The sequence below is a fragment of the Mesorhizobium sp. ISC11 genome (genome assembly GCF_037162595.1).
Taxonomy (GTDB): domain Bacteria; phylum Pseudomonadota; class Alphaproteobacteria; order Rhizobiales; family Rhizobiaceae; genus Mesorhizobium; species Mesorhizobium ciceri.
This window is the reverse complement of record NZ_JAVSPW010000001.1, coordinates 2341180-2361419: the sequence shown is the minus strand read 5'-3', so window position 1 is coordinate 2361419 and position 20240 is coordinate 2341180. Positions and strand designations below refer to the sequence as shown.

General features: G+C 62.8%; 20 protein-coding genes and 1 pseudogene. 12 read left to right on the top strand and 9 right to left on the bottom strand.

The genetic code is table 11. The annotated features are described in order from the left end of the window. Positions 1 to 10: 10 nt before the first annotated feature. A pseudogene (locus RPF88_RS11865) lies at positions 11 to 678 on the bottom strand (alpha/beta hydrolase). 200 nt (positions 679 to 878) lie between these two features. Between RPF88_RS11865 and RPF88_RS11860 the strand changes: the two are divergent. Continuing rightward, complete coding sequence (locus tag RPF88_RS11860; RefSeq protein WP_224620252.1) at positions 879 to 2114, top strand: OpgC family protein; 1236 nt, start codon at positions 879 to 881, stop codon at positions 2112 to 2114. Positions 2115 to 2116: 2 nt separating this feature from the next. Here RPF88_RS11860 and RPF88_RS11855 read toward each other — a convergent pair whose 3' ends face one another. Next, positions 2117 to 3196, bottom strand: coding sequence for a LacI family DNA-binding transcriptional regulator (locus RPF88_RS11855; protein WP_027162434.1), 1080 nt, complete (start codon positions 3194 to 3196; stop codon positions 2117 to 2119). Between the two features lie 155 nt (positions 3197 to 3351). On the opposite strand from RPF88_RS11855, the gene RPF88_RS11850 reads away from it, so the two are divergent. Then, complete coding sequence (locus RPF88_RS11850; RefSeq protein WP_337122465.1) at positions 3352 to 3495, top strand: hypothetical protein; 144 nt, start codon at positions 3352 to 3354, stop codon at positions 3493 to 3495. Between the two features lie 265 nt (positions 3496 to 3760). Here RPF88_RS11850 and RPF88_RS11845 read toward each other — a convergent pair whose 3' ends face one another. Both RPF88_RS11845 and RPF88_RS11840 read right to left on the bottom strand, forming a co-directional pair. Next, complete coding sequence (locus RPF88_RS11845; protein WP_337122464.1) at positions 3761 to 4135, bottom strand: DUF423 domain-containing protein; 375 nt, start codon at positions 4133 to 4135, stop codon at positions 3761 to 3763. 28 nt (positions 4136 to 4163) lie between these two features. Then, entirely contained in the window at positions 4164 to 5423 is a 1260-nt protein-coding gene (locus RPF88_RS11840; RefSeq protein ID WP_063171892.1) for a multidrug efflux MFS transporter, read from the bottom strand. Positions 5424 to 5588: 165 nt separating this feature from the next. Here RPF88_RS11840 and RPF88_RS11835 point away from each other — a divergent pair, with 165 nt between their 5' ends. Beyond that, a complete protein-coding gene (locus tag RPF88_RS11835) occupies positions 5589 to 6254 on the top strand; it encodes a GntR family transcriptional regulator (RefSeq protein ID WP_013532264.1) in 666 nt (221 codons plus the stop codon). 113 nt (positions 6255 to 6367) lie between these two features. Then, on the top strand, positions 6368 to 6601 hold the full coding sequence (locus RPF88_RS11830) for a DUF982 domain-containing protein (RefSeq protein WP_244506945.1): 234 nt from the start codon (positions 6368 to 6370) through the stop codon (positions 6599 to 6601). Positions 6602 to 6667: 66 nt separating this feature from the next. Here RPF88_RS11830 and RPF88_RS11825 read toward each other — a convergent pair whose 3' ends face one another. Both RPF88_RS11825 and RPF88_RS11820 read right to left on the bottom strand, forming a co-directional pair. Next, complete coding sequence (locus RPF88_RS11825) at positions 6668 to 6820, bottom strand: hypothetical protein (RefSeq protein ID WP_013532262.1); 153 nt, start codon at positions 6818 to 6820, stop codon at positions 6668 to 6670. A 176-nt stretch (positions 6821 to 6996) separates the two neighbouring features. Next, positions 6997 to 8040 carry an aldo/keto reductase gene (locus RPF88_RS11820; RefSeq protein ID WP_013532261.1) on the bottom strand — a complete coding sequence of 348 codons (1044 nt, stop codon included), beginning with the start codon at positions 8038 to 8040 and terminating at the stop codon, positions 6997 to 6999. A gap of 278 nt (positions 8041 to 8318) precedes the next feature. Between RPF88_RS11820 and ppk2 the strand changes: the two genes are divergently transcribed. After that, positions 8319 to 9239: a polyphosphate kinase 2 gene (gene ppk2, locus RPF88_RS11815; RefSeq protein ID WP_013532260.1), complete on the top strand. Its 921-nt coding sequence runs from the start codon at positions 8319 to 8321 to the stop codon at positions 9237 to 9239. Positions 9240 to 9289: 50 nt separating this feature from the next. Here the strand turns inward: ppk2 and RPF88_RS11810 are convergent, their stop codons facing one another. The 3 genes from RPF88_RS11810 to RPF88_RS11800 form a co-directional block, all read right to left on the bottom strand. After that, on the bottom strand, positions 9290 to 9937 hold the full coding sequence (locus RPF88_RS11810) for a dihydrofolate reductase family protein (protein WP_337122463.1): 648 nt from the start codon (positions 9935 to 9937) through the stop codon (positions 9290 to 9292). Positions 9938 to 10154: 217 nt separating this feature from the next. Then, positions 10155 to 11186 carry a porphobilinogen synthase gene (gene hemB / locus RPF88_RS11805; RefSeq protein ID WP_013532258.1) on the bottom strand — a complete coding sequence of 344 codons (1032 nt, stop codon included), beginning with the start codon at positions 11184 to 11186 and terminating at the stop codon, positions 10155 to 10157. Positions 11187 to 11274: 88 nt separating this feature from the next. Continuing rightward, positions 11275 to 12102 (bottom strand): DUF2066 domain-containing protein, encoded by an 828-nt coding sequence (locus RPF88_RS11800; protein WP_337122462.1) that lies wholly within the window; start codon positions 12100 to 12102, stop codon positions 11275 to 11277. 194 nt (positions 12103 to 12296) lie between these two features. Here RPF88_RS11800 and RPF88_RS11795 point away from each other — a divergent pair, with 194 nt between their 5' ends. The 7 genes from RPF88_RS11795 to RPF88_RS11765 all read left to right on the top strand — a co-directional run bounded on the left by RPF88_RS11795 (position 12297) and on the right by RPF88_RS11765 (position 20161). Beyond that, positions 12297 to 13340 (top strand): enoyl-CoA hydratase/isomerase family protein, encoded by a 1044-nt coding sequence (locus tag RPF88_RS11795; RefSeq protein WP_013532256.1) that lies wholly within the window; start codon positions 12297 to 12299, stop codon positions 13338 to 13340. Further along, entirely contained in the window at positions 13337 to 13759 is a 423-nt protein-coding gene (locus RPF88_RS11790; RefSeq protein WP_013532255.1) for a DUF6163 family protein, read from the top strand. The genes RPF88_RS11795 and RPF88_RS11790 overlap by 4 nt, the downstream gene beginning before the upstream one ends. Before the next feature lie 238 nt (positions 13760 to 13997). Further along, entirely contained in the window at positions 13998 to 14513 is a 516-nt protein-coding gene (ldtR, locus tag RPF88_RS11785) for a transcriptional regulator LdtR (RefSeq protein ID WP_008875359.1), read from the top strand. Positions 14514 to 14934: 421 nt separating this feature from the next. Continuing rightward, positions 14935 to 16188, top strand: coding sequence for a L,D-transpeptidase family protein (locus RPF88_RS11780; RefSeq protein WP_027162427.1), 1254 nt, complete (start codon positions 14935 to 14937; stop codon positions 16186 to 16188). A 140-nt stretch (positions 16189 to 16328) separates the two neighbouring features. Next, positions 16329 to 17975 (top strand): Na+/H+ antiporter, encoded by a 1647-nt coding sequence (locus RPF88_RS11775; RefSeq protein ID WP_337122461.1) that lies wholly within the window; start codon positions 16329 to 16331, stop codon positions 17973 to 17975. A gap of 173 nt (positions 17976 to 18148) precedes the next feature. Next, complete coding sequence (gene glyA, locus RPF88_RS11770; RefSeq protein ID WP_013532252.1) at positions 18149 to 19462, top strand: serine hydroxymethyltransferase; 1314 nt, start codon at positions 18149 to 18151, stop codon at positions 19460 to 19462. Positions 19463 to 19621: 159 nt separating this feature from the next. Beyond that, positions 19622 to 20161 (top strand): hypothetical protein, encoded by a 540-nt coding sequence (locus RPF88_RS11765; protein WP_337122460.1) that lies wholly within the window; start codon positions 19622 to 19624, stop codon positions 20159 to 20161. Positions 20162 to 20240 lie beyond the last annotated feature (79 nt).

Sequence of the window (20240 nt, the reverse complement as noted above, 5' to 3'; positions counted from 1 at the left end):
GGCGAGCCTGTCAGCCTGCCTGCGCCACCGCCGCCGGTCCCGCCACCCATTGCCTGACGATTGCCGCGTCGGCGCTGCCGAATTCATGACCTGATGAGACAATCCTGGCGTCGATCTCGGCGCCATGCCGACTGAGCAATGTCACCAGAGCAGGGGCGAAAGGCGCATAGGTGAGGTCGGCGGCGCCGGCGATCATCAGCACCCGCACCTTTGACAGATCCGTCGCCGGCACATCATCGAGCACCGGCATCGGTCGCAGCAGCGCGGCGCGTTCGACAAGGCCCGATGCAGCAGCATCAGGCTCGAAACCAGATTGGCGCCGTTCGAATAGCCGAGGAAAATTGTGCGCGAGAGGTCGAGATGATGGCGTGTGGCCGCGTCAGCGACGAAGCCCGCAAAGGCCTCGGTTTCGGTGCGGATGCTCGCCTGTTCGAAGCGCGTCGGCGTGATCCGCGCGAACCAGCGGAAACCATCCTCCTGGACAACGCGGCCACGCACCGCGATGAGCGTGGCACGCGGTGCGATCTCTCGCGCCAGCGGCACCAATGTCGTCTCGTCGACACCCGACCCATGCAGCAGGAAGAAGCAGTCGCCCGTTGAATCCGCCGCGCCGTAAAGCCGGTAGTGGAAGGCGAGATCACGCCGCAACGCACCATCTTGTGAGGTCTCGTCGATCATCGACCATCCTCTTGATTATATGACGTTTCGCTCAATTTGCCGGCTTCAAAACGCAATATTTTCAAGCTCCGCGAAAGTTGATTGAACCGGGCGCATTACAGTCCGTTTCTCCGCCGATAACATCCTTCGGGAGGAATCGAAGCGGTGCGCCGGGGGTCGCATTGCCGGTATGAACAACCAGCTTTGAGGCCTTTTTGTCGATGACCACCCAGATTTCCCCGGACCGCGATGCGCGTGTCCCAGACCGCGAGGCGCGTGTCCCGGACCGCACTGAGCGCGACACGCGCATCGATGTGATCCGTGCTCTCGCCTTGTTGACCATCTATGTCGACCATGTGCCAGGTACCGCCTTCGAGTATCTGACATACAAGAATTTCGGCTTTTCGGATGCGGCGGAGGTCTTCGTGCTGATCTCGGGAATCTCGGTCGCGCTCGCCTACGGCAAGAAATTCCAGCCTGGAAACCGGCTGCTGGCAACTTTGAAGATGTTGCGCCGCGCCGGTGTGCTTTATGCCACCCACATCGTCACCACCATGGTGGTGATGGCCATTTTCTGCGCTGCGGCGGTGTTTGCCAGGCGGCCGGAGCTTTTGACGATGATCAACATCGAGCCGTTGATCAAGAATACGCCGCAGGTGCTGATCGGCATCGTGACGCTCGGCCACCAGCTCGGCTACAACAACATCCTGCCCGTCTATGCGGTGCTGCTCTTGCTGGCGCCGCTGTTCCTGCTCATTGTCAGCTATCGGCCGGTCCTGGCACTGGTGGCATCCGGCGCCCTGTGGCTGGTCGCGGGGATTTATCAGATTGCTCCGCCCAACTACCCCGAGCCCGGCTTCTGGTTTCTCAACCCGCTGTCGTGGCAGTTCCTTTTCAACATCGGCCTGGCGGGCACGCTGCATGTGCGTCGCGGCGGCACCATCCCGGTCAATCGCTGGCTGGTTGGGGCGGCCTTGGCCTACACCGTTGTGGCCCTGGTCTGGGTGCACAGCCCGCTTTGGGGGCATATCTCCTGGTTTGGCCTGCCTCCGGTGCTGACCGGTTTCGACAAGACGTTCCTGTCGCTGCCGAGGCTCCTGCATATACTCGCAGTGAGCTACCTGATCGTGGCATTCCCGGCGATCTCGAATCTGTTTCGCACCGGGCGCGATCATCCGCTTGCCATATTGGGCAAACGATCGCTGCCGGTTTTCATTGCCGGCACGGTGCTTGCAATGGCGGCGCAGGTACTGAAGCTGATCAATCCGGGCGGATTTGCCTATGACAGCCTGTTGATATCGGCCGGCATCGTCATGCAGTTCGCGCTCGCCTATTATCTCGAATGGCTATCGGGCCTTGGCTGGTCCGCCAAAAGCAGGCCGGCTCACAGCGCCGCACCGCCCGTCCATGCTGCATCCTTCGCGATGCCGGGCATGGCGACAAGAATGGGCCGTTGAGCTCAGGCGGGCGAGGGGCCGGATGAGGCCCGCACCACGAGTTCGACCGGCAGCGATTGCCGGCTGAACGAACCATCATTTTCAAGGATCGCCTTGACGGCAAGGCGGCCCATCTCGGCGATCGGCTGGACGATCGTGGTCAGCGGCGGCTTGGAAACCGCCCCTTCCGGAACACCGTCGAAGCCGACGACAGAAACATCGCCCGGTACCGCAATGTCGTGCTGCCGCAGCCAGTCCAGCGCATGGAGCGCCATCCTGTCCGACATCGCCAGGATGGCTGTCGGCGCCTCGGCACCGGCGAAAATATGGTCGAGGCCGGCCCACACGCTCTTCTCGTCATTGACGGTTTCGTAGATCGGCACACGCGAGACGTCGATGTCGACGCGGGAGAGTTCCGCGAGATAGCCACGCAAGCGGTCCCGCGTAGCGGAATAGAGGGCCATTTCCACCTGCTCCCTTGTGGTAGGGCCGAAGCCTGCGTCGGCACAGGGCAGGGTAAGCACGGCAAAGCGGCGATGTCCGAGTTCGGTCAGGTGGCGGGCCGCCAGGCCGGCACCGGCGATGTTGTCGACGCCGATCGCCGCGACCGCATCGTCGTCGTCCGAATCGAGGTCCAGCGCCACAAAGGGAAGCTTGCGTTCACGTGCCAGTTGGACCAGCTTTGAGCCGCCATCGACACAGAAAACGATGAAGCCATCGACCAGCGCACTCTGGATGTTCCACGCGAGCTGCTCGCCATTGACGGCGGAGACCAGCGAAATCCCCGCACCGGTCGCGTCACAAGCCTGCGAGATGCTGGCCATCATCACCCGGGCAAAGGGATCGTCGAAGAAATAGGAGAGGGGTTCCGCGGTCGCGACACCGATGGCATTGACCTTGCCGGCGCGCAGCAGCCGGCCCTTGGGATCCGGTCCGCCATATCCCATGGCCTCGGCTGCCGCCTTGACCCGTTCACGGACCTCCTCGCGCACGATCTCCGGACGGGCGAAGACGTTGGACGCGGTGCCGTGCGACACGCCGGCTGCCTTGGCAATGTCCGCCAGCCGGACCGGTCTTGTCTTTGCAGAGATAAGTGGCGCCATCTTCGTCTCCTGAATTCTTCCCATTTAACACTTTCGTTGGATCGGTTCAAATTTTGGCTTGATCGAGGCTTCGACAGGGCCTATGTTTGAATCGATCCAAGGAAACGTCTGCTGGCAGAATTGGATCGATTCAACATCAAGTAGGGAGTTGTGTCATGCATCCCATCAATTTTCTGTTCGAAGACATTTACCGCAACGACTGGAGCATCTCGTCGAACACCGCGACGCAGAAGCGCCGCGGCAAAACCAGCCCATGGGTCCGCGAGTTGCGGTTCCTTGTGGAGCGCAAGCGGAGCTGATCGGGGTCGGTTTTTCGCACCTCTCGATTGGATCGATTCAAGTGCTGAAAGGAGCGCACATCATGCATCCCGTGAGCTATCTATTTGAAGACATTTATCGCAACTATTGGGGCATCGCGCCGGCTTCCGAACGGCCGGAGCGGCGTCGGTTGGCAAGGCTGCGGCGGCGCAATCGCGAATTGCTCATCCAGCCCGAGTCCAGGCAGGACTAACGGCCCGGCAAATGGGCGGGGGTCTGTTTATCGGGCAAGGCGCCCAGAGGCGTTCAGGAGCGTGCGCGCACCAGCGCCGAGGCAGCGATCGCCAGCCAGCCGGCAATGAGCAGCGTGCCGCCGATCGGCGCCGACAGCGGGAATAGCCGCGACCCGATGAAATCGCGGGCCAGCAGATCGCCGCAGAACAGCAGAAGCCCAACCAGCAGGATCAGGCTGCCGATGCGCAGGATCCGGTTCGCGCCAAGCAATCCGGCGGCAAGGAAGACCGGCGCATGCATCAGCAGGAACGATGCGGCGGTGCCAACGAAGGCGCCGCCGAGATGCGCTGCCGCGGCCGACAGCGCCACGCCGGCAGCACCGCAGAAGCCCCCGGCCAGGACGAGGATACGGCTGCTGTTGTCGGAAGGTCGTTCGGCTGTGCTCATGTTTGGGGCCCTGTGACGCCCAACCCCGTCAGGGCTTGCCGGGGTTGGCAACCATGTCCTGCTCGCGGCGTGACTGTGCCAGCCAGTTATACACCGCGCCGCCGGCCATCAAGATGGACGTGCCCAGAAACACCGAGCGCATGCCGAAATGACCACCGGCAAAGCCGCCCAGCAAGGGACCGGCGACTTGCCCGACATATTGGGCGGAGATCGACAGCCCGAGCACATTGCCGCCGACCCCATCGGGAACATTGTGGCGGATCACGCTGGTGATGCAGGGCAACAGCCCGCCCAGCGCCAGACCCATCAGGAAGCGCAGGCCGATGAGTTGCCAGCTCTGTGTGACGAAGGCCTGCGGGATCAGCAGCAGCGCCGAGACGGCAAGCGCGCCGATGATGACGTTCCAGTGGCCGACGCGGTCGGCGAGCTTGCCGAGGCGCGAGGCCGACAGGATGGCGCCAAGGGCCGCCGCCGACATGACGACGCCTGATATCAGCGTGACGCGGCTCTGGTCCTCGATGAGCTGCTGCACATAGACGGTGATGATCGGCTCGATCGACATGGTGGCGAAGCTCAACAGCATGCCGGTCGCCAGCATGGCGACAACAGGCCGTTTGTCGGGGATTTGTGACCAGCCGCCTTTCCGCTTCTGCGTCGCTCCGGCGTCTGCTGTTTTCGGCCGGGGATTCTCCTTGATCAGAAACGTGGTCGCCAGGAATGCCAGGAAGATGACGCCGCCGGAGAGGAGAAAGGTGGCGCGGATGCCGATCAGCGGCGGCAGGGCACCGCCAACCAGCGGGCCGACCAGAGCCCCGCCCGTGATGCCGGCCGACAGCAGGCCCAGCGCCCAGCCGGAACGCTCCTTGGGTGTCTGCATGGCGACGAGGATGGTCGATCCCGAGGAGTAGCCGCCGGCAAAGCCGATGAGCAGCCGCAGCAGCACCAGCTGCCAGACCGTCTGCACCATGCCGGTCAGCGACATGCATATGGCCATGCCGAAGCTGGCGCGAACCAGCATCACCTTGCGGCCATAGCGGTCGCCGAGACGTCCCCAGAGCGGCGCCACCAGCGCCGCCGCGAAGAACGTCGCGCCATAGGCAATCCCCGACCATTGCACGATCGCGGCGTGACCCTCGGCACCCAGCTGCTCGATATAGAGCGGCAGGAACGGCAGAAGCAGCGTCATGGCGACAAGCGTCGAAAACGAACCGGCGAAGCACACGAACAGATTGCGCCGCCAGTGGATGTTGTAGGTGCTGTCGGTCGCCGGGGGCGTGCTCTGCTGCATGTCGTGTGTCCTGTCCCAGCAACTCTTTTATCGATGCTTGCTGCGGATACCAATTTGGGATACCAAGATGGTGCACGTCATGGACGCAAGCTTGGCCGCTGTCAATGCAGCCTGTCGAACGTGATCGGCAAGACGATCGCAAACGGCCAAAAGGTGGAAACGACAATGTCGCAGATGCACAGCGTCGAAAAACAGCTTCGGCAGATGATCCTGGGCCTCGAGATCGGTCCCGGCGAAAAGCTGACCGAGCGCTGGATCGAGAGCCGTTTCGGTGCATCGCGAACCCCGGTCAGGGCAGCACTTCTGCGGCTCGAGACCGAGGGGCTGGTCGGCAGGGACGGGCGCGGCTGGACGGTGTCGCCGATCAATCTGGCTGAACTCGAGCAGATCGCCGTCTACAGGGAGGCGGTCGAGGTTGCGGCAGTTCGCCTGACATGCAGCCTGGCGGACCGGAGCGCCATCGATGTCATCGAGGCGATGCTCGAATCCTGCGACAACGACACGCCGCGCGAGGAATGGCATCGCGTCGGCATGGATTTTCACATCGAACTGGCGCGTCTGTCAGGCAATGAATTCCTGTTCCGGGCGGTCCGCGATGCCATGACGCGCCTGTCACGGGCGCGCTGGCTGGAGGTTCGCGACGAAGCGGCCCTCAGCCGCGCCTGGGCCGAACATCGCGCCATACTGGCGGCGGCACGCCGTGGCGACGCCGATGAAGCCGCGCGCCTGCTCTCGGTCCACATCGTCGGCAGCCGCGACCGGCTGGTGACGTCGCTCGCCAACGATCGGCGCGGTCTTCGCGCCAGAGGCTTTGCCGTCGTTGCTGCTTAAGGCGGATGAAGGGGCGCAAAGCGGCGTCTGGACGTGTGCGCACTTTCGCCCTCGCTTCGCAGACGCCGATGGCGTAAGGAGCGGCGATGGAAAACAACCGATTTGAAACACCTGTGACTGTGAAGTCAGTCGCGGCGGGAAGCACTCAGCTCTTGCGCACGGCGCGTGAGGCTTCCGACTACCTCCTCAACAGCTGGCCCGGCAAGCGCAGCCCCAAGCATCGCGCGGCCCTGCAGGCCTGCCATGACGCACTCGCCGGCGACAAGCCGGCGATGAACGCCAGGCGCGCCTTCATTGCGGCGGCGCGCGAAGTGGACGTCTTTGTCAGCGACAAGGCGCCGGCCTGACACAAGGCGACATCCGAGGCGGCAATCCGGATTGAGGCACGGCCCGCATCTGCGGGCCTTTTGCCGTCACTTTGCCGTTTCGGTTTCGGCTTCAGTCTCGTCTTCGGGCTTCGAACGTTCCCTCGCTGCAACCTTGGCTGCCAGCTTCTCGGCCTTCTTGGCCGCCTTCTGGCGGTCGCGTTCCTTGCGTTCCTGATCGTAGTTTGGTGGTCGCGCCATATCGGCTCCTTTTTCACTGCCTCGCGGCTCTGGTCCTGCCTAGGAGCATTAGCCGTCAAACACAACAGCTGAAGCGATAGTGCGTCGATGATGGCCAGGCTTGCAAGATGCGCGCCGCAATGATGGGGCCACGCCCATCATTGCGGCGGCGATACCTATCGCCGTCGATTTGCCGATCAGATGCCGCTTCGGTCAATCACCAGATCGGCGGCACCAAAGCGGTCCTTTGCCGTCAGTTGCTGGTGCCAGTAGGGATAGAGCAGGGGCGGCCGGCTGACCGCGTCGAGGCGCGCGCGCTCCTCGTCGGAAAGCACCAGGCTTGCCGCCGCGATGTTGTCCAGGAACTGCGTTTCCGTCCTGCCGCCGATCACCAGGGAACTGATGGACGGCCGGCCAAGCAGCCAGGCCAGCGCCACCTGCGCTGCCGACACGCCGCGCTGCGCGCCGATCTCCACAAGCACATCGACGATCCGCCACAGCCGGTCCTCGTCGCGGATCGGTGGTTCCGACCAGCCCGCGAGTTGGCGGGCGGTGGGGCTGTCACGGCGGTATTTGCCGGACAGCAATCCGCCGGCAAGCGGGCTCCAGACCAGAACGCCCAGCCCCTGGTCGACGGAAATCGGCAGCAGTTCGTACTCCGCTTCGCGCGCTTCCAGCGTGTAGTGGATCTGCTGCGTGATGAAGCGCGGCTGATGACGGCTGTCGCTGATGCCGAGCGCCTTCATCACCTGCCAGCCGGAATAGTTGGAGCAGCCGACATAGCGGATCTTGCCCTGGGCAACCAGCGTGTCGAGCGCGCCGATGGTTTCCTCCAGCGGCGTCACGCCATCCCATTCGTGCAAGAAATAGATGTCGATGACGTCGGTCTTGAGCCGCTTCAGGCTCTTCTCGCATTCCCGGATCAGGTGATGGCGCGACAGGCCTTCATCGTTTGGACCTTTGCCGATCCGCATCCGTGCCTTAGAGGCGATCAGCACGTCGCCCTTGCGCTTGCCGCCGAGCGCTTCGCCGATGATTTCTTCGGAAATGCCGTTCGAATAGACATTGGCGGTGTCGATGACATTGATGCCGGCGTCGATACAGAGATCGATCATCCGGCGCGCTTCGTCGAGATCGGTCTTGCCGACCGCCGAAAAAGCTCCGGCGCCGCCGAACGTCATGGTCCCCATGGTCAGTGTCGAAACTTTCAGGCCGGAACGGCCGAGGGTGCGGTATTCCATGTCGGTCCTCGCGATTGCATTGGGAAAGGGCTGGGGAGGGCGCCCGAAAGTGGCCGCTATTTGTAGGACAATTTGGGCGACGTGTCTCCATGCCAGCGCGGCGGATCGATCATGCCTGGCTGGATCAACAGCGGTGGTGACCATGCTCGCGCTGCAATAAAACCGTCATTGCAGGCCTATATGGAAGTCGGCTCAGGTGTTGCCGTTCCCGGGCTGTAGGCCGGGAGTTTGGGGCGCCGGACGTGGATCGACAGAGCTTGCAAGTGGAGCAGCCGATAATGACCGAGCTAAAACAGAATTCTCCGGCCAGGGATTGGCTTGAAGCCGAGCTCGCCGACACGCTTGACGAAGACTATGAGCTCGAAATGTCGGAGCCGGCGCTGTCGATGGAGATCGCCAAGATCTACAAGAACTCGCATCCGCCTTCGATCGATCGCATGCAGTATTTTCGCGACCTGATCACCCTGCAGTCCGAATTGATCAAGCTGCAGTCCTGGGTCGCCCACCACAAGAAGAAGCTGGTGGTGATCTTCGAGGGACGCGATTCGGCCGGCAAGGGCGGTGTCATCAAACGCATCACCCAGCGCCTCAACCCGCGCATCTGCCGTGTCGTCGCACTGCCGGCGCCGACGGAGCGCGAAAAGTCGCAATGGTATTTCCAGCGCTATGTCCCGCATCTGCCGGCCGGCGGCGAGATCGTGCTGTTCGACCGCTCATGGTACAACCGCTCGGGCGTCGAGCGGGTGATGGGCTTTGCCCAGCCCGATCAGGTCGAAGAATTCTTCCACGACGTGCCGGAATTCGAGCGCATGCTGGTCCGCTCGGGCATCACCGTGGTCAAATACTGGTTCTCGATCACCGACGAGGAACAGCAGATGCGCTTCCTGATGCGCATCCACGATCCGATGAAACAGTGGAAACTGTCGCCGATGGACCTGCAGTCGCGCGTGCGCTGGGAGCAGTACACCAAGGCCAAGGAAGAGACCTTCGCCCGCACCAACATCCCGGAAGCGCCCTGGTTCATCGTCGAGGGCAACGACAAGAAACGCGCGCGGCTGAACTGCATCGACCATCTGCTCAAGCAGCTGCCTTATGAGGAAGTGCCGCACGAGGAGATCACTTTGCCGGAGCGCGTCTTCAACCCCGAATACGAACGCCAGGTGCTGCCGCGCGAGCTCTACGTACCGGAGAAGTATTGAGGCAGACGAAGCTGCGATCTCCCCCACGAGGGGGAGATTGGCTCTCCACCTTACGCCCGCTTGATGGTGACGTGCGTTGCGAGCGGGGTCGCCACCTGCTCGCTGCAGATATAGCCGAGCTTGAGCATGTCCAGGCCGGCAAAAAGGTTCTCGCCCGTGCCCAGCAGCACCGGCGCGATCGCCAGATGCATCTCGTCGATCAGTTTTTCCTGCAGATATTGCCGTATGGTGGCGACGCCGCCGCCGACCCGCACATCCTTGCCGCCAGCGGCAGCCTTGGCCTGTTCAAGAGCTGAATGGATGCCGTCGACGACGAAGTGGAAAGTGGTGCCGCCCTCCATCGTGATCGGTTCCCGCTTGTGATGGGTCAGCACGAAAACCGGCACATGATAGGGCGGGTTGTCGCCCCACCAGCCTTTCCAGCTGTCGTCAGGCCATTCGCCGCGGATCGGTCCGAACATGTTGCGGCCGAGGATCCAGGCGCCGACATTTTCGAAGCTGCGCGCCGCGAACGCCTCGTTGACGTCGGTGGTGCCGCCATCTTGTCCGAGCACCATCTCGCGGAAGGTGTGGGTGTCGACAAACCACTTGTGCAAGGATTCCCCACCGACGCCGAGCGGATTTTGCAGATCCTGATCGGGACCGGCGCCATAGCCGTCGAGCGATAGGGTGAAAGCGTTGACGCGAAGTTTGGACATGCGAGCCTCCTCGATAACCGATTGTGTTTTGCAAGCAGTTTTTTGTAACAAACCGATTGTGAATTGCAAGCGGTATTTTCAAGCTCAAACGAAGCCCACGCAACGGTCAAGTGGCCCTCGCTATGGATTCCCCGGCCAAGAGCCGGAAATTGGTATGGATGTCGAAGCGGATTGGCCGACATTGCTCGCCGCGACCGGCCGTCGTCGCGAAGAGAAATTACCCCTTCAGCATCTCCGCCACTTCGGGTGCGAAATAGGTCAGGATGCCGTCGCAGCCGGCGCGCTTGAAGGCGAGCAGCGATTCCAGCATTGCCTTCTCGCCGTCGATCCAGCCATTGGCGCCTGCCGCCTTGATCATCGAATATTCGCCTGACACCTGGTAGGCGAAGGTCGGCATCTGGAACTCGTCCTTCAGCCGCCGGATGATGTCGAGATAGGGCAGGCCGGGCTTGACCATCAGCATGTCGGCGCCCTCGGCGATGTCCTGTTCGGCCTCTCTCACCGCCTCGTCCGAATTGGCATGGTCGATGTAATAGGTCTTCTTGTCGCCCTTGAGCAGACCGGCGGTGCCCACCGCCTCGCGATAGGGTCCGTAGAAGGCCGAGGCGAATTTGGTCGCATAGGACATGATCGCCACGTCCTGAAAACCATTGGCATCGAGCGCGTCGCGGATGGCGCCGATGCGGCCGTCCATCATGTCGGACGGTGCGATGATGTCGGCGCCGGCGGCCGCCTGGATGACTGCGGCGGCGGTCACCTGTTCCACTGTCTCGTCGTTGACGATGATGCCGTCGCGCAGGATGCCGTCATGGCCGTGGCTGGTGAATGGGTCGAGCGCTGCGTCGGTGATGATGCCGATCTGCGGTACCGCATCCTTGATCGCACGGGTGGCGCGGTTGATCACATTGTCGGGATCGAGGATGTGCGAGCCGGTCTGGTCGCGCAGCGAGATGTCCACATTGGGGAAGGTGGCGAGTGCCGGAATGCCGAGTTTTGCCGCGCGCTCTGCCTCCTTGACGGCGAGATCGATCGACAGGCGGAAGACGCCGGGCATGGCGGCGATAGGCTCGCGGATACCCTTGCCCTCGACGACGAAGATCGGCCAGATCAAATCGTCGACCGTGAGCCGGTTCTCTTGCACCAGACGGCGCGACCAGTCGGCCTTGCGCATGCGGCGCAGACGGCGGCTGCCGGTGATTTCGTCGACGCCGCGCGCGCCGGCGGGCTTTGCGGGGGTGAATTTGTTCATCGCCAGTACTCTCGTTCGGGCAGGCTTTTACCACGAGCTCCCGCCGCTGACCAATGCGGCACGATTGTGCCAGCGACCGGGTCGAGGCCTATTCGGGTTGCCCATTGCCTGACAGAATCTGTGCCGCGCCCCTGATGGCGACACGGAAAGCCTCGTCGAAGCCGACACCGCGCACCTGCCAGACGTAGGTCTTGCCGGCCACGGCCAGCCGCCAGTCGGCGATCCAGCCCAGTTCCTTGTCGCTCCAGACGAGACTGCCGTAAAGCGCCTGGTCGGCGCCGGCCTTCTCCGCAAGGGTGTCGAGCTTCGTCATCTCGGCATTGCGAAGCGCCTGATCGTCCAATCCGGCCTGCGACAGCTGCGCCACCGTAGGAAAAGTCACCTGCATGGCCAGCGGTACGGCGGCATTGCCGAACGATTCGCGCATCAGCATGCCACGGTCGTCCTCGGCATCGAGCGCGTAATGCGTTGTTCCGCGCTCGGTCGCCAAAAACACCACCAGCCGTGGCCGCTCGGTCAGCCACGGCCTGCTGCCGAGCGAAGCCAGCACCGGGTCGACGTCAGCAGGCTTGTACTGGCAGTAGAGATTATGAGGCCGATCGTACGTGCCCTGGTCGTCATGGTTGGGAATGCCTTCCATGCGGTCGCGATAGTGGAAACTGGCGACGAAGGTGCCGGCTTTGTCGCGCAATGCCGTCATTTCAGGTTTCGCCGGCAGGCGCTGATCGCCGGAAACCCGCACCAGAACCGCGTCGAGGCAGCGCTTGAAGCCGGACTGGCGGTTCTTCTCGTACTTGCCGTTGACGATGGTCTGCGAGCTGTAGAGGTCTTCCAAAGTCCCCGCCATGACCGGGTGGACAGCCAAGCAGAGGCTCAGCCCGATTGCCACCGGCGCAAGGTGCGAAAATCGAGTCATAAACAATCGTCCCGTTCGAAGACCCACCAGGTACGCTGCAATGAACTCTACCCAGTTTTCCGTATTGCAGCTCCATTTTTAGCACTGGCTCCTGGTCCGGGCCAGAGCTTGCACCGGTGTCCTCGCCATTGACGCACCCATGCGCCACGCTTTAGCACTTCAGTCCCGGCGGCCGGGAGAGGGATTCTTTCACGATGGATTTTGGCGGAGGCGACGAGATCCGCTTCGAACATCTGGGCCGGGCCGGCGTCGTCACCTTGACGCGGCCGCAGGCGCTCAATGCCTTGACGCACCGCATGATCGGGGCGCTCGATGCCGCTCTTTCCGCCTGGGAGGCCGACCAGGGCATCGACGTCATCGTCGTCAAGGCAGAGGGCAGGGCCTTTTCGGCCGGCGGCGATATCCTGCATGTCTATGAGACAGGCCGGGCGGGAAAACCGCCGGTCGAGTTCTTCGCCGACGAATACCGGCTCAACGCCCGCATCAACAGCTACAAGAAGCCCTATGTCGCCCTGATCGACGGTATCGTCATGGGTGGCGGCGTCGGCATCTCCTTCCACGGCTCGCACCGGGTGATGACCGAGAATGCCCAGTTTGCCATGCCGGAAGTCGGCATCGGCTTCTTTCCGGATGTTGGCGCCAGCCACCTGCTGCCCGATCTCGGCGGCTCCTTCGGCATGTATCTGGCGCTGACCGGCAATCGCATTCGATATGGCGATGCGCTGTGGTCTGGGCTGGCCACCCATACCATCAAGGCCGAGGACCAGGCTGGCTTCCTCGACCGGCTGGCGTTGACCGGCGATCCGGAATCGGTGCTGCGCGGCTTCTTCGTGCAGGCAAGGCGAGAAACCGACAGGCCGACGCTGGAGGCGATTGTCCGTCATTTTTCGCAACCGTCCCTGAACCGCGTCATCGACAGCCTCGAGCGTGCGGCCGCCGCCGATGAGTTCGCGGCAAAGACGCTGGCGACGATCCGCACCCGCTCGCCGACCAGCCTGCGCGTCGCCTGGCGGCAGATCAGCGCCGGACTGACGCTGTCCATGGAAGCCTGCATGAAGATGGAGTTCCGCATCCTCAACCGGATGCTCGCCGGCCATGATTTCTACGAAGGCATCCGCGCTGCCATCATCGACAAGGGCTCGAAGCCGCAATGGCGGCCGGCAAGCCTCGCTGCGGTCAGCGAAGCGGATGTCGATGCCTATTTCGCTCCGCTCGGCGAACGGGAACTCCTGATATGAGCGAGGTGACCTCAAGGCGCATCGTTCTGCAGCCCTCCGGGGTGGAGGTGATCTTCGCCTGGTTCCAGCGCGTCATATCGGGCTACTGCCTGCTGTTCGGCATTCTCTACTGGATCAAGCTGATCGGCTTTTATCCGGGCACACTGTGGCGTTTCGACCTGATGCCCGTGCACTGGCAGGTCGCGGCGGTGGTGCTCGCCGTGTTCTTTCCCTTTGCCGCTGCCGGCCTGTGGATGCTGGCGTCCTGGGGCCCGGTGATATGGTTCATTTGCGCGGTGACCGAGACGGTCATGTACGCCGGCTTTCCCGAGTTGTTCGGCCACCGCTTGCTGATTGTCGTCTCGCATGCGGCGGTGGCGGTGCTCTATATCGTCTTTCGTGTCGTCATCTACCTGCAGAAGCGCCCGGTCCGCCACTAAGCCGTTGAACCCATTGGCGGCCCGGCTGTCGCCTCGAATGAGCCCTGCAATCGTTGCCGAAATCTTTAGGTTAATTATTCTTGCTCGGGTGACCGTTCGTTAAGCCTCTTCCGAAACCTCTTACCGGTAAGCTCTTGTTAGCCCTAGCGTTTAAGTCGAATTTTATGAGTATTCGATAGTGTCGCGATCAAGGTGAAAAACAAAAAATCACCAGGGCGACAAACGAGAGGCAAAGACAATGATCAATTCGCGTCCGGCGGCGAAGACCGCCAACGTATCCGACGATCGCCGTGAGGCTATCCGTTCCCTGTACATGGAATCGCTGCAGCTTGTTGAGCGGCTGCACCGCCGCCTGCTTGATGTGATCAAGGACGAATTCGACCGCAACGGCCGTTCCGACATCAATGCCATCCAGGCACTGCTGCTGTTCAACATCGGCAATTCCGAACTGACCGCGGGCGAGCTGCGCTCGCGTGGCTACTATCTCGGCTCGAACGTCTCATACAATCTGAAGAAGCTGGTCGATCTCGGCTTCATCAACCATCAGCGCTCGCGCATCGACCGCCGTTCGGTCCGTGTCTCTCTGACGCCCAAGGGCAATGAGGTGGCGGAGGTCGTCGCCGGCCTCTATGAGCGTCATGTCGGCTCGATCGAACAGGTCGGCGGCATCAACACCGACGAGTTCAAGCAGATGAACCGCGCTCTGCAGCGGCTCGACCGCTTCTGGAACGACACCATCGCTTACCGGATGTAAGACATCCGCCGCATCGGATCCGGCCCGCGCCACAGAAGCGCGGCCGAAATATCGACCTTCAGTCAGGGCCGGTGCCGAGAGGCATCGGCCTTTCTTTGATTTGGCTGGTCGTTATACTGGGCGGCCGATCACCGATCGATACCCAAAAAGCACGGTCCGTTCTTTTCGGAATACTGGCCGGTCGGATTTGGCCGCTAGGCCACGTTGCCGCCATATTCCAATGGAACCGAGAGTGGCAGTGATGCTGTGGTGAAGACCATGCGTTCACCCGCAGCCCGTATCGCGCCTGTGCATTGTCACACCAAGCTGATACGGACCATGGTTGGCTAATTGTTAAGATTGCCAATTTTAGAGTGCGGGCGAGATCGCCCGGTGATCAACGCAGCAAGTGATCGAACTGCTACCAATGTCTGGAACGTCCATGAAAACCAGCCGTCGTTTTTTCCTGTCCGGAGCCTCCGCGCTCGCAGCCGCGGTGGTCGCTGGCGGCGCCAATGCGCAGGATGTGATCGGTGATATCCTGAAATCCTCGGCGCGCGGCAATTGGGACGACCAGTTCGACGCCCGCGCCAGCGAGGGTGGCAAGGTGGCCTCGACGCTGCCGATCTTCAGCCCGCAGACCGTTGCCTTCACGGAACAGGCGGTCGCGCAGTACCAGAACATTGTCGGGCAGGGTGGCTGGGTCGATGTTCCCGCGACCAAGAAGCTGCAGCTTGGCGTCGATGATCCCGATGTGGTGCCATTGCGCAAGCGCCTGATGGTCGCGGGCGACCTGTCGCAGAGCGCCGGCATTTCGACGGCTTTCGATTCCTATGTCGACTCGGCAGTCAAGCGCTTCCAACTGCGTCACGGCCTGCCGGCTGATGGCTCGATGGGCAAATACACCTATGCGGCGATGAACGTTTCGGCGCAGATCCGGCTTGGCCAGTTGCAGACCAATCTGCAGCGGCTGCGCGAGAAGGCCGGCACGCTGGGCAGCCGCTACGTGCTGGTCGACATTCCGGCAGCCCAGGTCGAAGCGGTCGAGAACGACCGCGTCGTGCTTCGCCACACCGCGATCGTCGGCAAGATCGATCGCCAGACGCCGATCGTCAATTCCAAGATCACCGAGATCATCGTCAATCCATACTGGAACGCGCCGGTCTCGATCGTGCGCAAGGACATCATTCCGCTGATGCGGAAAAATCCCGATTATCTCAAGAACAGCCACATCCGCCTGTTCGCGCCCGATGGCAGCGAAGTCGATCCGATGAATGTCGACTGGTCGACCGACGACGCCGCCAAGTACCGGTTCCGCCAGGATCCCGGCTCGGAAAACGCCATGGCTTCGGTGAAGATCAATTTCCCGAGCCCTGACGGCGTCTACATGCACGACACGCCGCAGCAGAGCCTGTTCGGCAAGATGTTGCGTTTCGATTCCTCGGGCTGCGTGCGCGTGCAGAATGTGCGCGACCTCGTCACCTGGATCCTGCGCGACACGCCCGGCTGGGACCGCCAGCATTTCGAGGCGGCGATCAAGACCGGTGAAAACACGCCGATCCAGGTCACCAATCCGGTGCCGGTCCACTTCCTCTATCTCTCGGCCTGGTCGACCGGTCCGGGCGTGGTGCAGTTCCGCGACGACGTCTACGCGCTTGATGGCAACAACGAGCTGCAGATCACGTCCGCGCTGTAAGCGTTTGAATTCTATCTAAAAAGGCCGCCTCTCAGGGCGGCCTTTTTCATTGATTGGGTGCCGCGTCGTTTTTCACGGGAGGGCGGCTGGACGGATCGGCCGGCTTTGCGCATGGTCGGCGGGAAGCCTGGAACCGGACCATGGAAGTCGCTGTCTTCATTCTGGTCGTGCTCGTCTTCGTGGCGCTTTCCGGCGCGCTGGTTTGTCTGGTGCGGGTGCCGTTGCCGGTGCTGCAGATTGCGATCGGTGCCGCGCTCGCCTGGCCGGTGCGCGGCATCCATGTCGAGATCAATCCGGAACTGTTCCTGCTGGTGTTCATTCCGCCGCTGCTGTTCGGCGACGCCTATGGCGCACCGAAGCGTGAACTGATGGCGCTGCGCGGACCGATCCTGGATCTGGCCATAGGGCTGGTCTTCTTCACCATCGTCGGCTTCGGCTACGCCTTGCATTGGCTAGTGCCGAGCATCCCTCTGGTGGTCGCTTTTGCGCTTGCCGCGGTGCTGTCGCCGACCGACGCGGTGGCCGTGTCCTCGATCGTCGACAGGAATGTCGTCCCGGCGCGGCTGATGCACATTCTCGAAGGCGAGTCGCTGCTCAACGACGCTTCAGGCCTCGTCATGTTCCGCTTCGCCGTCGCAGCAGTGCTGACCGGCAGCTTTTCCCTTGCCGCGGCTTCGTTCAGTTTTCTCTATGCCGTGGCGATCGGCATCCTGATCGGCGTCGCGGCGCTGTTCGTTGCCGCCAAGCTGCTGCAATTGCTCAACCGGATCGGCGGCGTGCCGGCCGAAGCGCAGGTGCTGGTGATGGTTCTGCTGCCCTTCATCGCCTATCTCGGCGCCGAGCATGTCGGAGCGTCCGGTATTCTGGCGGCTGTTACCGCCGGCCTGCTCACCGGCGGCTCCGGCGTGTTTCGCTTCCTCGGCGTCTCGGCCCGCATGCAGACGATGTCGCTGTGGACGACGCTTTCCTTCGTTTTCAACGGTGCTCTCTTCATCGTGCTCGGCCTGCAGCTTCCCGACATCATCCGCCATGTGCCGCCGGAACTCATGAGCCTGCACCCGATCATCCAGCCGATCGCGACCGTCGTGGCACTGACGCTGTGCCTGATCGCGTTGCGCTTCCTGTGGATATGGGTCGGCGATCTCGCAGCCGGCATCGCCGCACGTCTGGGCAAGCGCAAGGTGGAACCGTTCGGGTTGCGCGTGCGGCTCGCCGGTTCGGTGGCCGGCGTGCGCGGCGCCATCACGCTGGCCGGCATATTGTCGCTGCCGCTCGCCATGCCGGACGGTTCGCCGTTCCCGGCGCGCGATCTGGTCATTTTCCTGGCCGCCGGCGTCATCATCTGTTCGCTGGTCTTCGCCAGTCTCGCTCTGCCGACGATCGCCAGGGGGCTGGTCGAGCCGGGTGAGGATGCCGGCGCCGCCGAGGAGCGGCTGGCGCGTGTCGGCGCCGCCAAGGCGGCAATCGCGCGCATCGAGAGCATCGCCGGAGCCGCAGATGATGAGGGAGGCGAGGTGCCCGGCGCCAGGCTTGCCGCCGCCGACAGCATCGTCGCCGGGTACCGGCGCCGCATCGCCGCCTCGGACGAAGCCGATGAGGCCCGCGCCGAGGCGCGTGAAGCCGGAAGGCTGGAGCTCGAATTGAGATTTGCGGGCATCGAAGCCGAGCGCGAAGCCGTGCGCGCCATGTTTCGCAGCGGCGAGATCAACGACCATACGTCGCAGGCGCTGTTTACCGAGATCACGCTCACCGAGGCATTGCTGAGGGGCCGGAAGGCGAGGAAATAACGACGCGCGGGCCTGGCTGGCGCAATCCGGCCAGCAAATTTCGCGTGGCAAACGTGGCGGGGCGAAAACAACTGTGTTAATGGCGCCGCGTGCAGGTTGCCCAAAAGTGTACAGCGGTTTGGGCAACGACATGCATAAACAAAATTGCCCCCGAACCCCGAGGATTTCAGGCTATGGCAACAGCAGCGGCAGTGTCGAACAAATTCGAATCCTTCTTCGAAACCACGCTGGCCGACGCCGATCCGGAGATTTTCGGCGCCATCCGCAACGAACTCGGCCGCCAGCGCCACGAGATCGAGCTGATCGCCTCGGAAAACATTGTTTCCCGCGCGGTGCTTGAGGCGCAGGGCTCGATCATGACCAACAAATATGCCGAGGGCTATCCGGGCAAGCGCTACTACGGCGGCTGCCAGTTTGTCGACGTGGCCGAGGAACTGGCCATCGAGCGCGCCAAGAAGCTGTTCGGCTGCAACTTCGCCAATGTCCAGCCGAATTCCGGCAGCCAGATGAACCAGGCCGTCTTCCTGGCGCTCTTGCAGCCGGGCGACACGTTCATGGGCCTCGACCTCAATTCCGGCGGCCATCTGACCCACGGTTCGCCGGTCAACATGAGCGGTAAATGGTTCAAGGTCGTCTCCTATGGCGTGCGCCAGGACGACCATCTGCTCGACATGGATGCCATCGAGAAGACCGCGCATGAAACCAAGCCGAAGCTGATCCTGGCCGGCGGCACCGCCTATTCCCGCGTCTGGGACTGGAAGCGTTTTCGCGAGATCGCCGACGCGGTCGGCGCCTATCTGATGGTCGACATGGCGCACATCGCCGGGCTGGTCGCCGGCGGCGTGCATCCGTCGCCGCTGCCGCATGCCCATGTCGTGACGACCACGACGCACAAGTCGCTGCGCGGCCCGCGCGGCGGCATGATCCTGTGCAATGACGAGGACATCGCCAAGAAGATGAATTCGGCGGTGTTCCCCGGCCTGCAGGGCGGCCCGCTTATGCATGTCATCGCCGCCAAGGCGGTTGCCTTCGGCGAAGCGCTGAAGCCAAGCTTCAAGGTCTATGCCGAGAGCGTCGCCGCCAACGCCAAGGCGCTCGCCTCCAGCCTCAAGGAAACCGGTCTCGACATCGTCTCCGGCGGCACAGACAACCATCTGATGCTGGTCGATTTGCGTCCGAAGAACGCCACCGGCAAGCGCGCCGAGGCGGCGCTGGGCCGCGCCAACATCACGTGCAACAAGAACGGTATTCCGTTCGACCCGGAAAAGCCTTTTGTCACCTCGGGCGTGCGTCTCGGCACCCCGGCCGGCACCACGCGCGGCTTCGGCCAGGCCGAATTCCGGGAGATCGGCAAGCTGATCGCCGAAGTGCTGGATGGTCTCAAGGTCGCCAATTCCGACGAGGGCAATGCCGCCGTCGAAGCAGCGGTCAAGGCCAAGGTCGTGGCGCTGACCGATCGCTTCCCGCTCTATCCCTATCTCGGCTGACGCGATAGGAAGTTTTGCCGCCTGCTGCAACGACGAGCGTCGTTCCAGCAGGCCGGGGCGACCGGCAGGAGCCTTGATGATGCGACAATTTCGTTTCGCCGACCTTGGCGCCGTTGGCGCTCTGGCTGCTTTGATCGCCGGGCCTTTCCCGGCAACGCCTTGGCGCAAACCGCCCCTGCTCAAGCCGCGCCCGCGGCGCCCGCCCAGACGGCACCCAAGCTCGAAACCTTTGGCAGATGGTCGACCCTGATCGACGAGGTCGACACCGGTGAGGATCTGCGCAAGACCTGCGCGGCCTCGACCGCCTTTATCGGCGCTGGCGGCGAGAGCGGCGTTCTGACGCTCATCATCACGAACGGCGATGCACTGCCGCCGGATGCCTACCCGTCCGTAACGATCGCCGTCGACAACAAGGCCTTGCTGGCCGGCAAGTCGGTTGCCGCCACTTTCGGCGACGACAAGGGCCGCGTCACTGCCAAGCTCCATTCCGATGGCGCCGTCAACGGCCGGCTCAGCTGGACCGTCGACAACCAGTCCAAGACCAGCCTGGCGCTCCTGCGCGCCATGCGCCGGGCATCGGTGCTTGACGTCTCCTTCGGCGATGCGCCGGTTGGAAGCATATCCATGGACGGCTTCACCAAGGCCTATCGTAGTCTCGGCGCATCGTGCGGGTTTCCGACCGCCGACGTTGCTCCCTGAAGACACCGGTACGCTGTGCGGCTGCTGGCGAGGCTGGCAATCCTGCTTGCGCCTCGCTATCTCTGAAGGGCGAGGGAGC